General features: G+C 66.4%; 17 protein-coding genes. 10 read left to right on the top strand and 7 right to left on the bottom strand.

Annotation, left to right across the window (positions count from 1 at the left end; translation table 11 throughout):
* The first annotated feature begins 4 nt into the window (after window positions 1–4).
* From GOPIP_RS12140 to GOPIP_RS12125, 4 genes are read left to right on the top strand one after another with little or no spacing between them, the layout of a single operon-like run.
* Window positions 5–502, top strand: a complete 498-nt coding sequence (locus tag GOPIP_RS12140) for a MarR family winged helix-turn-helix transcriptional regulator (protein WP_014361767.1) — start codon at window positions 5–7, stop codon at window positions 500–502.
* On the top strand, window positions 499–921 hold the full coding sequence (locus GOPIP_RS12135; protein WP_006369947.1) for an organic hydroperoxide resistance protein: 423 nt from the start codon (window positions 499–501) through the stop codon (window positions 919–921). The genes GOPIP_RS12140 and GOPIP_RS12135 overlap by 4 nt, the downstream gene beginning before the upstream one ends.
* A 48-nt stretch (window positions 922–969) precedes the next feature.
* A complete protein-coding gene (locus GOPIP_RS12130) occupies window positions 970–1,371 on the top strand; it encodes a DoxX family protein (protein WP_020173272.1) in 402 nt (133 codons plus the stop codon).
* Window positions 1,368–2,837, top strand: coding sequence for a DHA2 family efflux MFS transporter permease subunit (locus GOPIP_RS12125; RefSeq protein ID WP_006369945.1), 1,470 nt, complete (start codon window positions 1,368–1,370; stop codon window positions 2,835–2,837). Before GOPIP_RS12130 ends, GOPIP_RS12125 begins: the two co-directional genes overlap by 4 nt.
* A gap of 135 nt (window positions 2,838–2,972) precedes the next feature.
* Here GOPIP_RS12125 and GOPIP_RS12120 read toward each other — a convergent pair whose 3' ends face one another.
* Window positions 2,973–4,526, bottom strand: a complete 1,554-nt coding sequence (locus tag GOPIP_RS12120; RefSeq protein ID WP_006369944.1) for an HNH endonuclease signature motif containing protein — start codon at window positions 4,524–4,526, stop codon at window positions 2,973–2,975.
* A gap of 444 nt (window positions 4,527–4,970) precedes the next feature.
* Here GOPIP_RS12120 and GOPIP_RS12115 point away from each other — a divergent pair, with 444 nt between their 5' ends.
* Window positions 4,971–5,477, top strand: coding sequence for an alpha/beta fold hydrolase (locus tag GOPIP_RS12115; RefSeq protein WP_006369943.1), 507 nt, complete (start codon window positions 4,971–4,973; stop codon window positions 5,475–5,477).
* Between the two features lie 17 nt (window positions 5,478–5,494).
* On the opposite strand, the gene GOPIP_RS12110 is transcribed toward GOPIP_RS12115, so the two are convergent.
* The 5 genes from GOPIP_RS12110 to efeU form a co-directional block, all read right to left on the bottom strand.
* Complete coding sequence (locus GOPIP_RS12110) at window positions 5,495–7,480, bottom strand: DUF2339 domain-containing protein (protein WP_006369942.1); 1,986 nt, start codon at window positions 7,478–7,480, stop codon at window positions 5,495–5,497.
* A 118-nt stretch (window positions 7,481–7,598) separates the two neighbouring features.
* Window positions 7,599–8,240 (bottom strand): response regulator, encoded by a 642-nt coding sequence (locus tag GOPIP_RS12105; protein ID WP_006369941.1) that lies wholly within the window; start codon window positions 8,238–8,240, stop codon window positions 7,599–7,601.
* Window positions 8,237–9,445, bottom strand: coding sequence for a MacS family sensor histidine kinase (macS, locus tag GOPIP_RS12100; protein ID WP_006369940.1), 1,209 nt, complete (start codon window positions 9,443–9,445; stop codon window positions 8,237–8,239). Before macS ends, GOPIP_RS12105 begins: the two co-directional genes overlap by 4 nt.
* Window positions 9,446–9,540: 95 nt before the next feature.
* Complete coding sequence (efeB, locus tag GOPIP_RS12095) at window positions 9,541–10,803, bottom strand: iron uptake transporter deferrochelatase/peroxidase subunit (protein WP_006369939.1); 1,263 nt, start codon at window positions 10,801–10,803, stop codon at window positions 9,541–9,543.
* Window positions 10,804–10,854: 51 nt separating this feature from the next.
* The gene (gene efeU, locus GOPIP_RS12090) at window positions 10,855–12,936 is read right to left on the bottom strand and encodes an iron uptake transporter permease EfeU (protein ID WP_035727868.1); all 2,082 of its coding nucleotides are present in this window, start codon (window positions 12,934–12,936) and stop codon (window positions 10,855–10,857) included.
* 177 nt (window positions 12,937–13,113) lie between these two features.
* Here efeU and GOPIP_RS12085 point away from each other — a divergent pair, with 177 nt between their 5' ends.
* Together GOPIP_RS12085 and GOPIP_RS12080 are read left to right on the top strand one after the other, a co-directional pair.
* Window positions 13,114–13,329 (top strand): hypothetical protein, encoded by a 216-nt coding sequence (locus GOPIP_RS12085; protein WP_006369937.1) that lies wholly within the window; start codon window positions 13,114–13,116, stop codon window positions 13,327–13,329.
* A gap of 94 nt (window positions 13,330–13,423) precedes the next feature.
* Window positions 13,424–13,921 carry a hypothetical protein gene (locus GOPIP_RS12080; RefSeq protein ID WP_020173278.1) on the top strand — a complete coding sequence of 166 codons (498 nt, stop codon included), beginning with the start codon at window positions 13,424–13,426 and terminating at the stop codon, window positions 13,919–13,921.
* Window positions 13,922–13,929: 8 nt separating this feature from the next.
* Here GOPIP_RS12080 and GOPIP_RS12075 read toward each other — a convergent pair whose 3' ends face one another.
* Window positions 13,930–14,457, bottom strand: coding sequence for a DoxX family protein (locus tag GOPIP_RS12075; protein ID WP_006369935.1), 528 nt, complete (start codon window positions 14,455–14,457; stop codon window positions 13,930–13,932).
* A 111-nt stretch (window positions 14,458–14,568) separates the two neighbouring features.
* On the opposite strand from GOPIP_RS12075, the gene GOPIP_RS12070 reads away from it, so the two are divergent.
* From GOPIP_RS12070 to GOPIP_RS12060, 3 genes are all read left to right on the top strand, one after another.
* Window positions 14,569–15,078 (top strand): phenolic acid decarboxylase, encoded by a 510-nt coding sequence (locus GOPIP_RS12070; RefSeq protein WP_170320198.1) that lies wholly within the window; start codon window positions 14,569–14,571, stop codon window positions 15,076–15,078.
* Window positions 15,079–15,176: 98 nt separating this feature from the next.
* On the top strand, window positions 15,177–15,620 hold the full coding sequence (locus GOPIP_RS12065) for a DUF4186 domain-containing protein (RefSeq protein ID WP_006369933.1): 444 nt from the start codon (window positions 15,177–15,179) through the stop codon (window positions 15,618–15,620).
* Window positions 15,621–15,725: 105 nt separating this feature from the next.
* Window positions 15,726–16,397 (top strand): alpha/beta hydrolase, encoded by a 672-nt coding sequence (locus tag GOPIP_RS12060; RefSeq protein ID WP_006369932.1) that lies wholly within the window; start codon window positions 15,726–15,728, stop codon window positions 16,395–16,397.
* Window positions 16,398–16,798: the final 401 nt, after the last annotated feature.

Here is a 16,798-nt window from a genome sequence, read left to right as displayed (position 1 = left end):
ACACATGGCGACTCCTCGTCTCGACGACCAACTGTGCTTCGCGCTGTACGCCGCCTCGCGCGCGGTCATCGCCGCGCAACGGCCTGGGCTGCAAGAACTCGGACTGACCTATCCGCAGTATCTGGTGATGCTGGTGATGTGGGAAGAACGGTCGGTGGCGGTCGGCCGGCTCTGTGAACGTCTGCACCTCGATTCCGGAACCGTGTCGCCATTGGTCCGCAGGCTCGAGGGGGCCGGTCTCGTCGAACGCAGGCGTTCGACGGAGGACGAGCGGTCGATCATCGTCGAACTGACGCCGGCCGGCACGGCGCTGGGGGAGCGGTCGGATTGCGTTCTGGCGGCACTGCTGGAGGGCCTGACCGCGGCGGCCGACCAGCCCGGGGAGCCGGAGTTCGTTCCCGACGACGTCGTTCCGCTCCGATCGTTGCTCCACAACCTCATCGGAGAGCTCGACAGGCTCAACAACCTCGACAAGTCCGACAACAAGGGAGTATCAGCATGAACCATCTCTATACCGCCGAGGCGCTCGCCACCGGTGACGGCCGAAACGGGCACGGGCGCAGCGCCGATGGCCGCCTCGATCTCGATCTGGCCACGCCGAAGGAACTCGGCGGAAGCGGCGAGGGCACCAATCCCGAGGAACTGTTCGCGATCGGATACGCGGCGTGTTTCCACAGTGCACTGCGGATGGTGGCACGGTCGGAGAAGGCCGACGTCACGGATTCGGCTGTGGGCGCGCGGGTATCGTTGGATTCCGACGACGCCGGGAAGTTCGGCATTTCCGTCGATCTGGAGATCAGTCTGCCCGCGGTGGACGCCGCAGCCGCGCGCGACCTCGTCGAGAAGGCTCATCAGGTGTGCCCGTACTCGAACGCGACCCGCGGCAACGTCGAGGTCACGCTCTCACTGGCCGACGACTGAAAACGGCCACCGATGATCTGGACGAGTAGTCTGCCGGCCCCATCCCCGATGCCCCAGACCCGTGGCCGTGCCGTGGCCCGAACCGCGTTGGGTGCTGTTCTCGCGCTTGCCGGCATCGGACACATGACCTTCCAGCGCAACGAGTTCCAGGCGCAGGTGCCCGATTGGGTACCCCTCGGCAAGGATGCCACCGTCTTGGCGTCCGGGGTGGTGGAGATCGGTCTGGGTGCGGCGCTCATCGCCTTGCCGAGGTACCGGCGGATCGTTGCCGGCATCACGGCGCTGTTCTTCATCGCGGTGTTCCCGGGCAACATCCACCAATATGTCGCGCACATCGACGCTTTCGGACTCGATTCGGATGCCAAGCGATTGGGGCGCCTGTTCGGTCAACCGGTACTGGTGCTGTGGGCACTGGCTGCCGGCGACTACGGGGCGCGTAAGGGCCGATGACCTCCGACGGCCACGATGATCAGTCGGGCACGCTTGCCGCCGCGTCGGCGCGCGGCCGCTGGCTGATCGTCGCAGCCGTCCTGGGTTCCGGCGTCGCGTTCCTCGACGGGACCGTCGTCAACGTCGCCTTGCCGGCGATCGCGCGTGATCTGGACACGGATCTGCGTGGGCAGCAATGGGTTCTGGACGGGTACATGCTCACCCTGAGTGCGTTGCTGCTGGTGGGCGGGGTGGCCGGTGATCGATATGGCAGGCGGGCGGTGTTCGTCGGCGGGCTCGTGGTGTTCGCGGTCGCGTCGGTGGGTTGCGCACTCGCCCCGAGTATCGAGTGGCTCGTCGTCGCCCGTCTCGTGCAGGGCGTCGGAGCGGCCGCCGTCGTTCCGGGTAGTCTCGCGCTGATCAACTCGGAGATCGCGCCCGACGATCGAGGTGCCGCGGTCGGCCTGTGGGCCGGGATGTCCGGGGCCACCAGTGCGCTGGGGCCGTTCGTCGGCGGGTGGCTCGTCGATTCGGTGTCATGGCGTGGGGTGTTCTATCTGAGTGTCCCGCTGGCGGCGGGAGCGATATGGATTGCGCTGCGCCATGTTCCGGAGTCGCGTGATCAGACCGAGCATGCACGGCTCGACGTGCTCGGCGCCGGCACCATGATTCTGGGGCTGGCAGGAGTCATCTACGCGCTCATCGAGGGACCTGCCCGGGGCTGGTCTGCGCTGTCGGTCGGCGCCGCCGGAGTCGGGTGCGCGGCGCTGGTTGTTTTCGTGATCGTCGAGCTGCGGGTGCGTGATCCGTTGTTGCCGCTGAGCCTGTTTCGGTCACGTCAGTTCACCGGAGCCAACCTGACGACCCTGCTTGTTTATGCCGCGCTCGGTGGAGCGCTGTTCCTGCTTGCCCTGCAGTTGCAGCAGAGCATGGGGTATTCGGCGTTGGAAGCGGGTGCTGCGATGTTCCCGAGCACGGTGATCATGCTGTTCGGGTCGCCGCTGTCGGGAAAGATCGCGCAGCGCACCGGGCCTCGCCTTCCGATGACCGTGGGACCCCTTGTGGCCGCAGTTGGTTTGGGACTGATGGCGCGTGCCGTACCCGGAGTTGGATATCTGGGGGGTGTGTTGCCCGGGGTGGTGATGTTCGGGCTCGGTATGACAATCACGGTGGCACCGTTGACCTCCGCCGCACTGGCCGCTGTCGACGACAGCCGTGCGGGCACCGCCTCCGGTGTGAACAATGCGGTCGCCCGCCTCGCCGGTCTCCTCGCAGTCGCTGTCCTACCCGCAGTCGCCGGCCTCGACGCCGGACCCGGCCAGCCACTCGGAAGCGGATTCCAGGTCGCCATGATCATCGCCGCAGTGTGTTGCGCCGCAGGTGGTCTCGTCGCGCTGCTGACCATTCGGAAAGGTACCGGCTTCCGCCCGCAAGTCATGCCCGCGGTCAACTCCGCATGCCAGGACGCCACGACCCGAACCCGTTAATTACTGTGCGGGCGAGACCCTGTCCCCCGATGGTCGAGGTGCCTTTTCATGGTGGTCGAGGTGCGACGAGCGCCACCGAGGAGCCTCGAGACCCGGTGAGCCGCAGCTGGTTCCACACCACAGACAAAGAAGTCGTCACCGCGGATAAGTGACAATCACCTGCCCACTCCACCGACTCCGCCACTCCACCCGCCGATCGGTGTAGAGCGTCGGCACCCATTCGGCGAGGTGTTTGCGTTGGTGATCGGCCCGGCACAGTGGGATCAGGTCACCGAGCACCGTCCACCCTCCGGCTTCGGGGTCGGTGTGGTTGAACGGTCGCCAATGGTCGAGGTCGCACAGGTGTGACGGCCTGCCGCAGTACGGGAATCGGCACCAGGCGTCGTTGGCCAGCACCTCAGCGCGCAATGTGGCGCTGGGTGCATAGGTCAATGCCCCAGGTGGTGGCACGGTGTGACCACCGTGTCCGGTCGGATCCGCCGGTGGGGCTTGGGGTCGGTCGGAGATCTGCGGGATGAGTGGTCCCGCGGCCCGGGCGGATTCGGGGTAGTGGATGGTCTTGGCCACGTCGGCGAGGGTGGTGGCGTAGTCGGGGTCGATGGGCCCGTATCCCTGCAACCGGGGTACGAGAATCCCGTCGGGGTCCTTCAACACCGTCAGTACGGGTGCGCCGGGTACGACCAGGGAACGTCCGAATGCCACCGGCACCTCATCCGGCGTCGGTGGATTCATTGGGTCGGGGATCTCGGGTTCGACGACGGGCTCCACCGGATCGAGTTCGGGTGCGTCGGCATCGGCGGGTTCGGGTAGACGGTCGTCCCACGCGTGCGCGTCCTCGGCGTCAGCGGGTGTTTCGGCGGAGTCGTTCCTATCGACAGAACGGCCCTTGGCGCAACTCTCCAAGCCGCATTCGCAGTCGAGGTGCGCTCCCGGCACACCGGTGATCTCCCCAAGGGCGATCACCCGCAGTGATCCCACGCGTCGCGGGTCCTTGCGGCAGGTGCGTTCATCGATCAGCGCCTCGATCTGGGTTGTGAGGAACACCCCATAATGCGCAGGCACGACCGCGTCCAGGTCGGAGTGCCCCGCAACATCGGGGGTGATGGTCACGTTCTCGACCAGGTCGGTGATGGTCTCGCGGTCCTCGATCACACTGTCGGGGCTCATGGAGATCAGCGCGGCCTCGAGCTGTTGCGCCAACACCGGATCAGTGCTCGCCCGGGACCCGTGATCCAACACGATTTCCTCGAACGTCAACCCGGAGTCGTCGCCGGTGTCGATGTCCCCGGCACGCTGCGCAGCCCGCACCATGATGGAGACGCGGTTCGTGGAGAAGTCCCCGTTCAGGTAGGCGGCACGGATCAACGGGAACTTCTCCAACAGATCCGCCAATGCCACCCAACTCCCGGCTTTGCTGCGGGAGACCTTGAACTGCAGAGACACTTCGGCGCGTGCGAGTTTGTCGGCGTGCTCGATCACCGACCCCCATACGCCGGTCTCGGACCGCCCGGCGAGGTGCTCGCGATACACCCGCTCCGCCAGCGCAGCGGCAGCCAGGACCGTCCGGGCCTCGTGCTGACGCGATTGGCGCAACAGATCAGGGCCGGTCTCGATGAGCTCGTCGCGCGACATCGATGTGATCGCGGCAGCGTCGGCATCCGGATCAGTGAACGTCAACACAATCGACATCAGATACCCCCTCCCGCGATCGGTGATCGAACTTATGGGCACAAGTGTACGAAGGGGTACCGACAAAACCGGCGCGGCGATCGCGCGGCTCGAGAAATCTGTGGACAACTCTTTCCGCGCGCGTCAAGTGGGCGTCGATGTGGTTGCGATACTTGTCATCTCGCCGGGTCTCGAGGCTCGCCGCACGCGGCTCGCACCTCGACCACCGGGGAGGAACGGTCGAACATCGGTCAGGAAACGGCCGTCATCCGTACCATCGGGGAAAGGGGCGAGCGTCGGGTGATGGAAGCGCTCGACCTTCGGGGGAAGGCCAGGCGTCGGGTGATGAAAGCCCTTGACCATCGGGGGGGAAGGAGTTCTCAACCGTCGGGAAAACGGGCCGATGAGTTCTGTCGGTCCCGGTGGTCAACCTCGTGAGCAACTCTCCGACGCAAGGGGGCCATCATGACCAGACGACTGTTGTTTCTGCACGGAGCGGGCGGATTCGTCGACGACGCCACGCTCGCCGACGAACTCGGCGCCGCGCTCAACGCGGTGGTGCGTTACCCGCGGATGCCTGCGGACGACATGTCCTACGAGAGCTGGGCGAAGTCCGTCCGTATCGCGCTCTCGCGCACGCGCGCCGATGACGTCGTCGTCGGTCATTCCTTCGGAGCGTCGATCCTGCTGCGGGTTCTCGCGGAGACGGCCCGACCGACCCCGGCGTCGGTGATGTTGTTGGCCATGCCCAACTGGGGCCCCGACGGCTGGGATCTCGCCGAATACGCACTCACGAGTCCGCAGCCCTCGATCGCCGTCTCGTTGCACCACTGCCGCGATGACATGGTCGTCGGCGCCGATCACCTCGCCCTCAACGCTGCGCTGCTGCCGTCGGGCCGCGTCCATGAATATCCCTCGGGTGGACACCAATTCGATGGTCTGGCAGAGCAGATCGTTGCGGCCGGCAGCTGAGTGCGAGGCCACGACGGTCACGGGGTCCTCGGATGCGCCCGGCCGTCGTCGGAGTTCAACGACTGTGCGTAGACCACACCGAGCGTCAACAGGAGCAATCCGACGACGATGAAGGCGATGACCCGGAACAGCCCGTCGAGGGCGGCGAGGTCGAAGAGGAACAACTTGGCGACCGCGGCGGCGACGATCACCAGGCTCACCGTCACCGTGAGGGTGCGGGACGAGCCGTGGAGTCGACGAGCCCAGATGAGGCCGGCTGCGGCGGTCAGCACCCATGTGATGGTCGCGACGGTGTGTCCCGCGCGGAACCCGCTGTCAGCGCCGCCACTGATGGCGCCACCGAGGCCGACGCAGATCTCGGTGACCAGTCCCAGAGAGATCAGGCTGCCGATGGTCCCGATGGTGGGCACGTCGCAGCGACGAACGCGGGCCCACGACCAGGTCAGCGTGGCGACCGCGGCAAGCGATACCGCCGCGACGATCACCAACTGAGCCTGCGTGGTCGCTGACAACGAGTTCCTGAGCACCATGCGATCGATGGCTCCGAGGGACATCGACCCCAACAGCGCGAGGCCGGTGAACACGGTGCCGACGATCCGCAACTGCAACGCCAATTGATTTGTGACGCAAGCGCCAACAGCGACGACGAAGCCGACGCCGGCAAGCCCGATGACGAGACCGGGGCCGTCGAGACCGGCCATCAGCGCACCGCAGGTGGCAACCGCACCTGCCGCCAGCCACACCGTCCGTACCGCGGATGTGACACCGCGCAGGTGGTCGGTACCCAGCGCCAGAGTCGCCAAAACGACGGCTGTCAGCGCCAGCATGATCGAGGCGACCATCGGTCCTGCGACCGGAGTTGCCCCGAGCATCGGCACCAAAGTGGCGCTCGCGACGAGCGTCACGATCAGCGGTTGCGTCGAACTACGAAGCAGGACAAGCGCCGAGCCCGTCGCAAGGAGCATGTTGAGGCCCAGAGCGATGACGACGAACCACTGCACAGCATCCGGGGAGGTGAGCATGCCCTCGACCACCGCGTAACACAGGGGGAGCGTGGCGACCGCCGTATTGGTTGCGAACATCGCAATCCAGTTGCGTCCCAGTTGAATCCACAGAGTGGCGGCGGTGTAACCGAGCAAGAAACCGACGAGCACGTCGTCGATCTCGCCGGTGATGAACGGCGCGAACACCACCAGCGGGATTCCGACCATCAACGCCAGTGCCTGGCTGTCCCACCAGTGCGCGATCCCGAGACCACCTGCGGCAATGACGGCCGCCAGAATGAGCGCGGCGTAGTCGGGTACCCAGTGATAGATCGCGGTGATCGCCAGCACGTCGAACAGCGCGGTGGCCACGCCGGTGGCAACGAGAGCCGCAGCACCCGAACGCCTTCTGGCATCTCGGCCGAGAACGGCACCGACGCCGACGAGTGCGACAGCCAATAGTGCGCCGCCGGCCACCCGTAGCTCCGGCCGGAGCAGACCGGCCTGCGCGGCCAGAACCAGTAACAGCACCACGCCGATCAACGTGATCCCGACGCCGGCCGCGGCAAGGAGCTTGCCGACGAGTCCACGTTCAGCGGCCTGCGAGATCCGTTCGGACATCGTCTTTCTCGGTGGTATCGGTGGACGATGGCCGGCCGGAGGATAGGGCGGACGGGGTGGTATCGGCCCAACCGGCATGGGTCCGACCGGCATCGGTCCCGCCGGCATCGCGTACGGTGCGGGCCGCACCGGCTGATAGGTGGGGATCGCATAGGGCGCAGGCATCGGCTGATGGTGATGAGGCGAGGGCGGGACGGCTTGCGGCGGAACCGGTTGAGGAGACGGCTGCGGCGGGACGGGCGCGGCACCGAGGATGCTCTGCAACGTGGTCATGTCGTCGGAGATGGAGGTCATGGAGCGGGCGATGTCGGCAAACTGGCCGCTGATCCGCTCGAGGACCGTGACCGTCGTGTCACTCGGGGCGGGCGTGGGCCCGCCGGGGGCAGGTGTGTGGTTCATGGGGACAACTGTGCTGGCCCGGAGGCTGCCGATCTTGAGTAGATCTACCCGGATGCCGTGAGTGAAGCCCGCTGACCTGCGGAGGAGCCCTGGTCGGCGTCGTTCGGTCGGATGGTGTTCAGTCGTCGTCGAGGCCGTGTTCGATGGCGTACCGGGCCAATTCGACCCGGTTGGCCAGCTGTAGTTTCCGCAGGGTCGCGCCCACGTGGTTCTCGACGGTACGCGGGCTGATCGACAGCCTCGTGGCGATCTGCTTCGACGACAGACCCTTGGCGACCTCACGCAGCACCTGGGTCTCCCGGTCGGTGAGTACGGGGGTGTCGGGGCCCGGATCGCGCGCGATCCGCCGATACTCGCCGAGGACCAACCCGGCCAGGCCGGGCGTGAACACGGCCTGCCCCTCGGCGGTTGCGCGGACCGCCGCCACCAATTCGTCGCGGTGAGCGCTCTTCACGAGATAACCGGTGGCACCTGCCTTGACGGCGTCGAGGACGTCGTCGCGTTCGTCGGACGCCGAGAGCACCAGCACCCGGGCGCCCGGGCAGACGGCGAGGAGTTCGGTGGTCGCCTGCGCGCCACTGCCGTCGGGCATCTGCATGTCCATCAGCACCACGTCGGGCTGGACCGCCGCGGCGCGGACGGTTGCCGCGCGCACCCCATCGGCGGTGGCGACCACCTCGAACCCTTCGTCGGTCAGGTCGCGGGCGACCCCGTCGCGCCACATCGGGTGATCGTCGACCACCATCACACGTACTGTCATCGCCGTCGGCCTTTCTCCACCGGGATCGTCAGCTCCCACTCGGTTCCCATGCCCGGCGCCGAATGTAGTTGTGCCCTGCCGCCGAGGTGCTCGATGCGTCCGACGATCGAACGATCGATACCCATCCGGCCTTCACTTCTCGCTTGCGCGAGCCGACCCGGCGCGATCCCCACCCCGGTGTCGCGGACGCTGATGATCACCTCGTCGTCGAGATCCTCGAGAAGGACATAACTGTGTGCCTCCGGCCCGGCGTGCAGCGCGGAATTGGTGAGGATGTTGTCGATGGCCGACATGACCTCGGCGAGAACCGTTGCCGGTAGCGGAACCGGATCGGGCGGTGCGCTGACCGACACCCCGTCGGCGGCCAGGGCTTGCAGCGCTCCAGCGAGATCGGTTTGCGCGTCGGAGCCACCGTCGACCGGCCGCGCTGCGATCAGCCGGCGCAGGCGCTGCTCCTGCTGGGCCGCCAGAGCCGCGAGTTGTGCTGTCTCACCACCGATCTCGGTGCCTCGTCGGGCGACCAGTGCCAGCACCTGCAGCACGCCGTCGTGCACCTCACGGGCAAGGCGTTCGCGTTCGGCGGCCTGCGCGGCCGCGCGGATCGCGATGGTCAGCCGTTCATGGGTGACGCGCGCCCGCGACGCGGCGAGCCCGATCGCCATGCCGGTCATCAACAGCAGCAAGGCGGTGGCGTTGCGGCCGAAGTTGAGGATGATCTCGCCCTTCACATAGAAGTTGGTCAACCCCACCGCGGCCCCGCCCAGCAGGCCCCACCAGGGCCCGCCCAGAAGTGCGCTGGAGAGAACGCAATTGGTCATCCAGAGTGTCGTCGGCCAGGTCTGGTTGTTCGCCACCCAAGCCATGTCGGCGACGTAGGAGGTCGACAGCATCATCACCGCCGAGACCGCGACTTCCGACGCCACGAACCACCAGCGCCGGCCGAATCCCACGAGATAGCCCGCCGCCCACCAGATGTTGGCGACGGCCAACAAGCCGAACAACGCCCACGTCAGGCCCGGCCGATCCAGGTCGTGGTTCACGACGATCTGAAAGCCCAATGCATAGCAGAAGGATGCGAGCCGGAAGATCTGCGCGGCCCGCCACAGCGGGCCGACGGGATCGAGGTCGTCGACGCGTAGCCAGGGCGAGAATATGCGGTCGAGCCCGGTGGAGACAGGGGTGACCGATTGCGGTGACTTCGGCATCCTCACCCCGCAGGTACTGGTGGTACGGCCGTGTGCACACGACCATGGTGGTGCAACCAATCCTAGCCATCACCGACCGGCGGAATTGACCGCTGTCAGGCCAGCAGGCCACTGGCGTACCAGTCGTCGGCCGAGCGGACACCGGGTACCACGAAGAAATAGCCACCCCCGAACGGCTGCACGTAGTCGATGAGGGGCTCGCCGACGAGGCGCAACTGGATCGTCTCGAACTGGCGCACCACGTCCTGCTGATAGGCGAGGAAGACATGGCCGGCCTGGATGTTGCCGTTCGCGTCGACGCCCAGATCGTAGTTGTAGGAGCGGCGGATGAGGCGCTGGTTCTCGGTGGCCGGTGTGCGAGGGTTGGCGATGCGAATGTGCGCGTCGAGCGGGATGACGGTGCCCTTCGGGTCGGCCGCGTAGTTCGGGGTGTCGAACTCGGCGTTGCCGTCCAGTGGTGCACCGGTGTCTCGGCGGCGGCCGAACATGTTCTCCTGCTCGTTGATCGACACGCGGTCCCAGAATTCGACGAGCATCCGGATCAGTCGCACCACCTGATAACTGCCACCCCGAGCCCACCGCGGTTCACGCGGATCATCCACCCACACCAGCGATTGCGCCTCGGACCCGGTCGGGTTGGCGGTACCATCCTTGAACCCCAACAGGTTCCGTGCCGTCCCCGAAGGGCGCGGCGGCGAGTTGTATCCCTCGATCTTCCACCGGATCTGCATCGCGCCGCGGGTGTGACGGGTGATGTCGCGGATCGCGTGATGAATGGTGTCGGGGTGATTGGCGCACAGTTGCAACGAGAGGTCGCCGTGCATCCACGCCGGATCCGGGGAGTCATCGGGAAACACCCGCATCGGCTTGAGCTGCACCGGTTTCGACGACGCCAGACCGAACCGATCGTCGAACAGACTCGCACCCATACCCAGTGTGGTGGTCAGTCCGTCGGCGGGCATCTGCGGGCCCAGCACGTCGGAATCCGCGGGCGGTGCCGACACCCCGGAATCGGTCGGTGCGCCGCCTGCGGTGAGGGTGCGGGCACGAGTGGTCAGCGTCTTCATGAGATCGACGAGGTCGGCGCGCGAGGTGCCGTCGACGACGTCGAAGGCGGCGACGGCCGAGAACGCCTGCTTGTCGGCCGGGCCCGGTGTCAGGATTCCCGACTGATGCTCGGAATGGAAAGGATACGAATCACTTTCGGACGGACCGGAGTCCGCCGAGCGTGCATCGGCGGCGACGCCACCGGCGATCAGCCCTGCGGTCAACGCGGTACCTGCGGTCCCGGCGGCCGCGCCACGCAGGAAACTCCGTCGGTTCACCGCGGAGGGGCTGGGGTCGAAATGCTTGCGCATGTGGGGTTCTCGGCTCTCGCTACAAGGTAGTAGGAATCAGGTCGGTGGCGGTCACGAGCTGGGCGGGACCTCGAGCAGCCCGGGCTCGTCGGACAACGACTGCAGCACGGCGCCCAGCGCGGCGTTGACCTGCTGACGTTGGGCCAGGGTCACCGTGTCGCTGGGCTGCCAGCCGTTGGGGGTGCGGGTGGTGTTCAGCGCGGCGTCGAGGGTGTCGAGACCTCGGGTGATGGTGGCGACCAAACCGGGGTCGCGAGCCTGCACCAGCGGGGCGACCTCGGCGAGCACCACGCGCGTGACCTGGGTGTCGGCGGAGGTGGCCGCATAGGCGGTCTGCGAGCCCAGATCGTCGATCCCGGAGAGGTGGTCGCGTTGGGCGTCCTCGAGGATCTCGTGGACCCGGATCGGCAGGTTGGTCGGATCACCGGCCTCGTCGTCGGTCGTCAGACTCTGCCGGACGACGCCGATGTCGGTGGTCAATTGGTCGATCACCGGCAGCAACTGGGACGGTCCCTGACCGTGGTAGAGGCCGTACTCGACGCGGTGCAGTCCGGTGAACCCCGGATCGTTCACCCCGCCGGGAAGACCATCGGGCAATCCGTCGACGGCCTGCCCCTTGTCGCCGAAACTGTCGTAGGAGGCGCCAACCCGCTCCCAGTCGAGTTGTGCCGTCAGCCAACCTTTTTGGGCGCCCGCGAGATCTCCGGATGCCACCGCCGAACGCAGGGCGGCGACGTCACCTGCCAGGGTCGTCAGCGTCTGCGCGGCATACGCCTGATAGGCATTGTTGGGGCCGGTGAGGTCGGCGATGGTGACCGGTTTGACGGCAAGGACATTCGCGACGTCGTGCCCGGTCACCGTCACCGCCGCGCTGCGGGTGGTGCCCCCCGGCATCAGACACACGAACGAGTACGTCCCCGACCCGAGCGTGGCGGTGAGCGTTGCGGTGGTTCCCGGCCCCAGTGTCTCGATCTCACCGACGACACCGCCGGACGCGTCGTCGAGGTTGATCTCCCCGGCGTGCGAGGACTTGTTCGCCACGTCGATGCTCTGGGTACCCGAATGCGCCGAATTCCATTCGTGCGCACAGCTGTCCGCGGTGACCGTCACGGCGGTGTCGGTCGACGTGGGAGTGGGGAGGGCGAGGATGACCACGACGGCGACGAGCACCGGAACCGCGATCAGTGTCAGGGCAACCGGCAGGGTGCGTTGCTGGGCCCACCGTTCCCATCGTGGCCGTGCCGGCTCGGTGGTGTCGCGCGCGGCGAGGTTCGCCTCAGGGGCGCTCGCGGCAGCCGGGACAACGGCGTCGGCGCGCAAGAACATCGTCAGCACCACCACGAGGTAGACGGCCCAGGCCACGATCTGCAGGACCGTCATCTTGGGGGTGAGCTCGGTGGTGCCGCTGATCAGCGTCACCCACCAAGAGGTGGGATCGATGTGGGCCGACAGGTCGAAGGCGACCCACGAGCTTCCGGGTAGGAGTCCGGCATCCTGCAGGTCGCCGAGGCCGTAGGCGAGGACGCCCGCCGCGATGACGATGAGCGCCAGTGCCGTCCAGGTGAAGAACTTGCCGAGGTCGAGGTGTATCGCTCGCCGATAGAGCAACCAGCACAACGTGATTGCGATGACGATACCGATGGCGGCGCCGATCAACGGCGCCACCGTCGATCCCGACGCCTTTACCGCGGTCCACAGGAACAGCGTCGTCTCGAGACCCTCGCGACCGACGGCGAAGAACGCGGTCAGCGTGAGCGCGCCCGCGCCGATGGCCAGCGCGCGTTCGACGTCGCCGCGCAGTTGCCCCGACAGCGACCGTGCGGTCTTGCGCATCCAGAAGATCATCCCGGTCACCAGAACGACCGCGACCACACTGAGCGCGCCCCCGATCGCCTCCTGCGCCGAACTCGACAGGATGGTGGTGGAGTAGGTCAGTACCGCCGCGAAGCTGCCGGCCAGCGAGACCGCACCGAGGACGCCGAGCCAGATCGCGGCGGTCGATACCTGCCGTCCGGCGGGGAGGGTGGCATTGGCCTTGTGCAGGGCGGCGAGCAGGATGCTGACGACCAGTCCGGCCTCGAGCCCTTCCCGGAGTCCGATCAGCAGATTCGGCACCGCGTCAGCCCAGTTCATGAGAAAGAAAGGTATGCCTTGGCTGCCCTTCGTGGGGTAAGGATTGCCTGAGATTATTCTCACCAATTGCATTGCGGCGTAGAATGATTGGGAGAACTGCGACAATTCGACCCAGCTCTTTGGGGTCACTTTTCCGGCGGTTTACCGACCCTTGGATATTCGGTGATCGGAGTCGAGATGAACAGGGTGATCGTCCGGTGCGATCGAGGCGCCTACTACTCGACGATCTGGTGGCCGTTGGGCTCGTTCAAGGCCGCGCGGTTCGGGCCGATGCGCGTGCAGCGTTGCCCCGTGCACCATGCGTGGGAGAAGACGCGGCGGGTCGATCCGTCGCAATTGTCCGACGACGTGGTGGCGGCTGCGCGAGCCACGACCGACTGGCCGATCCCGTAGGGGTTCCCGTCGTCGGGTCGCGTCTCGGGAACGACGGGATCACGATTCGATTAGTCGAGTTAACGATCGTGAAGGCACAGCCGATACTCAGCACATGAACAGCACATGGAGAAACCGGCTGGTAGCCGGAGCGCTCACGGTCGCCACGGCGGCGGGAATGCTGATCGGCGCGGGTACCGCGTCGGCCGACGACACCCTCGGCCGGCTCGATGACCGCACTTGTCAGGGTGTCAGTCCCAACATCGTCGATTTGCCCTACAGCGTGGGAATCCGCGTGCAGCAGACCCAGAAGCCGATCGTCCACAACAGCGTGACGCTGTACTTGACCAAGCCGGTGACGTTCCTCGCCCCCTACTCGGCAAGCGGCACACTCACCTGGCGCAATCCGGTGTCCGGACAGCATGGCTCCCAACGATTCTCCGACACGATTCAGCGCTACCAGCTGCTGATGCCCTTCGTCGACATGTCGAGCATGCCGACGCTCTACCTCCACCCCGGGGTGGGCCCGCTCGACGTGTCGATCAGCGCTCAACCCAAGGGGTTGGTGCCGGTTGCGCCGGTGACGTGCACCGTGCGGTTCACGGTGATCTGATGGCGGGCTCAGGCCGACTGTGCGGCCAGAGCCTTCTTGCGGCGTGAGAGGACGCCGAAGGCGCCGCCGACCGATGCCAGCAGCGCGGCGACACCGACCTTCTCGTGCGCGAGCGGGTGCTTGACGACGGCGTCCAGCGAGTAGCGCCCCGGGCCGGTCAGAACGATTGCAGCAGAGGACAATCCGAGAACCGCGGGATACTCGAAACCGCCGTTCTGCGAGAAGAATCCGCTCGGGCGGTGGACGTCGGCGGCGGCGATCATCGCTGCGGTGCCGACGGCCGCCGCGACCCGGGTGCCCGCACCGAGCACGACGAGTCCGCCCGCGGCCTCACTGATGCCGGCGGCCACCGCCGACGGCTTGGCCGGCTCGAAGCCCATCTTCTCCATCCCGGCGGCGGTGCCGTCGATGCCGGGGCCGCCGAACCATCCGGCGAGTTTCTGGGTGCCGTGGGCGAACAGCGTGGCCCCGACCGCGACGCGCAGGGTCAGCAGGCCGGCATCGAGTGCCCGGGAATTCTTCGAGGTACGAGGCATGGGTGGTTCACCTTCCTAACGATAGGTCTAACAGGACTCTAGTCCGTTTACTCGGAGGCGTCGTCCCCGGGGTGGGAAGGGCCTTGGATGGACGCGGGCACAATCGGCACCATGAGCAACATCGAGCCGATCCAGGACCTGTCCGGACTCGTCGGGCATCGCTTCATCTACACCTACGCCAATGGGTGGCAGTACGAGATGTACGTGAAGAACGCGTCGACGATCGACTACCGCATTCATTCAGGGATGGTGGGTGGTCGGTGGGTGAAGGATCAACGCGTCGACCTCGTGCAGCTCGACGACGACGTGTACAAGGTGTCCTGGAACGAGCCAACCGGAACGAGCGTCGTCGTCAACGTCCTGCCGGGAAAGCGCAGACTGCACGGAACGATCTTCTTCCCACGATGGGTCGAGGAGAACGGCTCCGCCACCGTCGTGTTCCAGAACGACCACCTCGACGAGATGCGCGCCCTGCGCGACGCCGGGCCCACCTATCCGATGTTCGTCGTGCCCGAGTTCGCCCGGATCACCTTGTTCGAATTCGTCGGCGCCGACGACGAGTCGGTGATTTCGGTGGCACCGGGAGCGTTGCCCGAAGGCTTTGCCGATCGGACGAATTGACGCCAATCGGAGATTGTGACGGCAATATCGCGTCGGTTCTGAGCCGGATCAACCATCGAGCCGAAGCCATTGACGTCACGCGCCTCTAACCTGGTCCCATGCATGAGCAGCCAACCGAGGAGGTCCGCGCCGTCGTGCAGCGGATCACCGGCTATCGGTTCCGCTCCCGCTTTCATCTGCGACGCCACGAGCAGGCCATCGTCACCCGAGACGGCATGAAGCTCATTCGAATTCACGCCGCCGATCTGCTGGGTGCCCGACTTGCCCCGGCATATCCGCGCAACGACGGAAAACAGACGCCGTGGGGTGGTCACCCGGTGTTCCGTGCGCAGCACGCCACCGGAACCTGTTGTCGGGGTTGCCTTTACCGACTGCACGGGATCGCGACGGGACGCGCGCTGACGGCCGCGGAACTCGACTACGTCTGCGACGTGGTGTGCTGCTGGATCGGTATGGAGATGGCGGATGGGCCTGCTGTATCACCTCCGCCGGTCCCGCGTCGACGCTCCGCGCGGGGTTCGGGTCAGGGGACGTTGTTTTGAGGTGGCGCGTCGATCTCCTGGATGTGTGTCGACTTCGGGGATGTGTGTCCTGCAGGACGCACAGACGCCAGGTCCGCACACGTTTGCCTCCGGCAAGGGGTGACGATGGACGATGAGACGACCGACGCTGCAATGGCTGGCGAATTCGCAACCGAGACACTTGATTACGATGGTGGTCGGCCCGTCACGGTGTATATCCCGCCGGCGAGGCCGGAGGCCATCGTTTTCGCCGGCGATGGTCAGTCGACCCGGCGTCGGGTGCAAGCGCTCGACGCGGGCACCGCCGAATCCACCATGGTGGTCGGAACGCACCGATCGGCTGATGAAACGGTGCGTCTGCAGGAGTATTCGCCGCCGATCGCGCCGGAACGGTTCGCCGCGCATGAGAGGTTCTTCGTCGGCGACGTACGACGATGGGTGGCGTCGCGGTTCGGTGTGGACCTGCCGCCGGCGCGGACTGCCGTGTTCGGAGTCTCCGCCGGGGCCGAATTGGCGCTGGCTCTCGGGCTTCGGCACCCGTCGATCTACGGCGTGGCGCTCGGCGCGTCGCCCGGTGCCGGTTACCGTCCGCCCGTGACCATGCCGGTCCAACTGCCGCGCGTGTATCTCGTCGCGGGCACCTCGGAATCGTTCTTCCTCGAGAACGCTGCGCGATGGGCGACCGCACTTCACGGAGCCGGAGCGGACGTCGTCATGCATGAGCGGGACGGATCGCACGGTGGGGCGTTCTGGAATACGGAACTCTCGCTGATGGTCCGGTGGGCGTTCGGGAAGTGAGTCCTCCACGCTGTCGGCCTTCCCGACCTGCCTCGAGCAGCGTCGGAGGGCGGGTCGATCCCTGAATGTGGGTCGACTTCGGGAATGCGTGTCCTGCAGGACACACATCGGCCGGGTCGGCACACAAACGCGCCCGTTTGTAGGATCTCATCCTCTTTGTCAGTCGCGAACTGGGGTTTCTCATGATCTTGTCACCTGTGGGTTCTCACTAACTTGTCAGAATCCTCAGGCCAGCACTGCTCCCCGGCCGGCGCGTCATAGTTCGAGGTTGCAGTGCTGAAGCGGCGGGTTGCTAGGAGACCGCTACGCGACGTGAACTGCGGCTTGTGAATGGTCGAACCGTCCGACCGGCTGAACAAGGGCGATCGAACGCCGGCCGGTGTCGTGGCGATGTTCCCGGA

This window comes from Gordonia polyisoprenivorans NBRC 16320 = JCM 10675 (assembly GCF_000241325.1).
GTDB classification, from domain to species: domain Bacteria; phylum Actinomycetota; class Actinomycetes; order Mycobacteriales; family Mycobacteriaceae; genus Gordonia; species Gordonia polyisoprenivorans.
The sequence above is the reverse complement of the archived record's forward strand: the minus strand, read 5'-3'. Positions and strand labels throughout refer to the sequence as shown.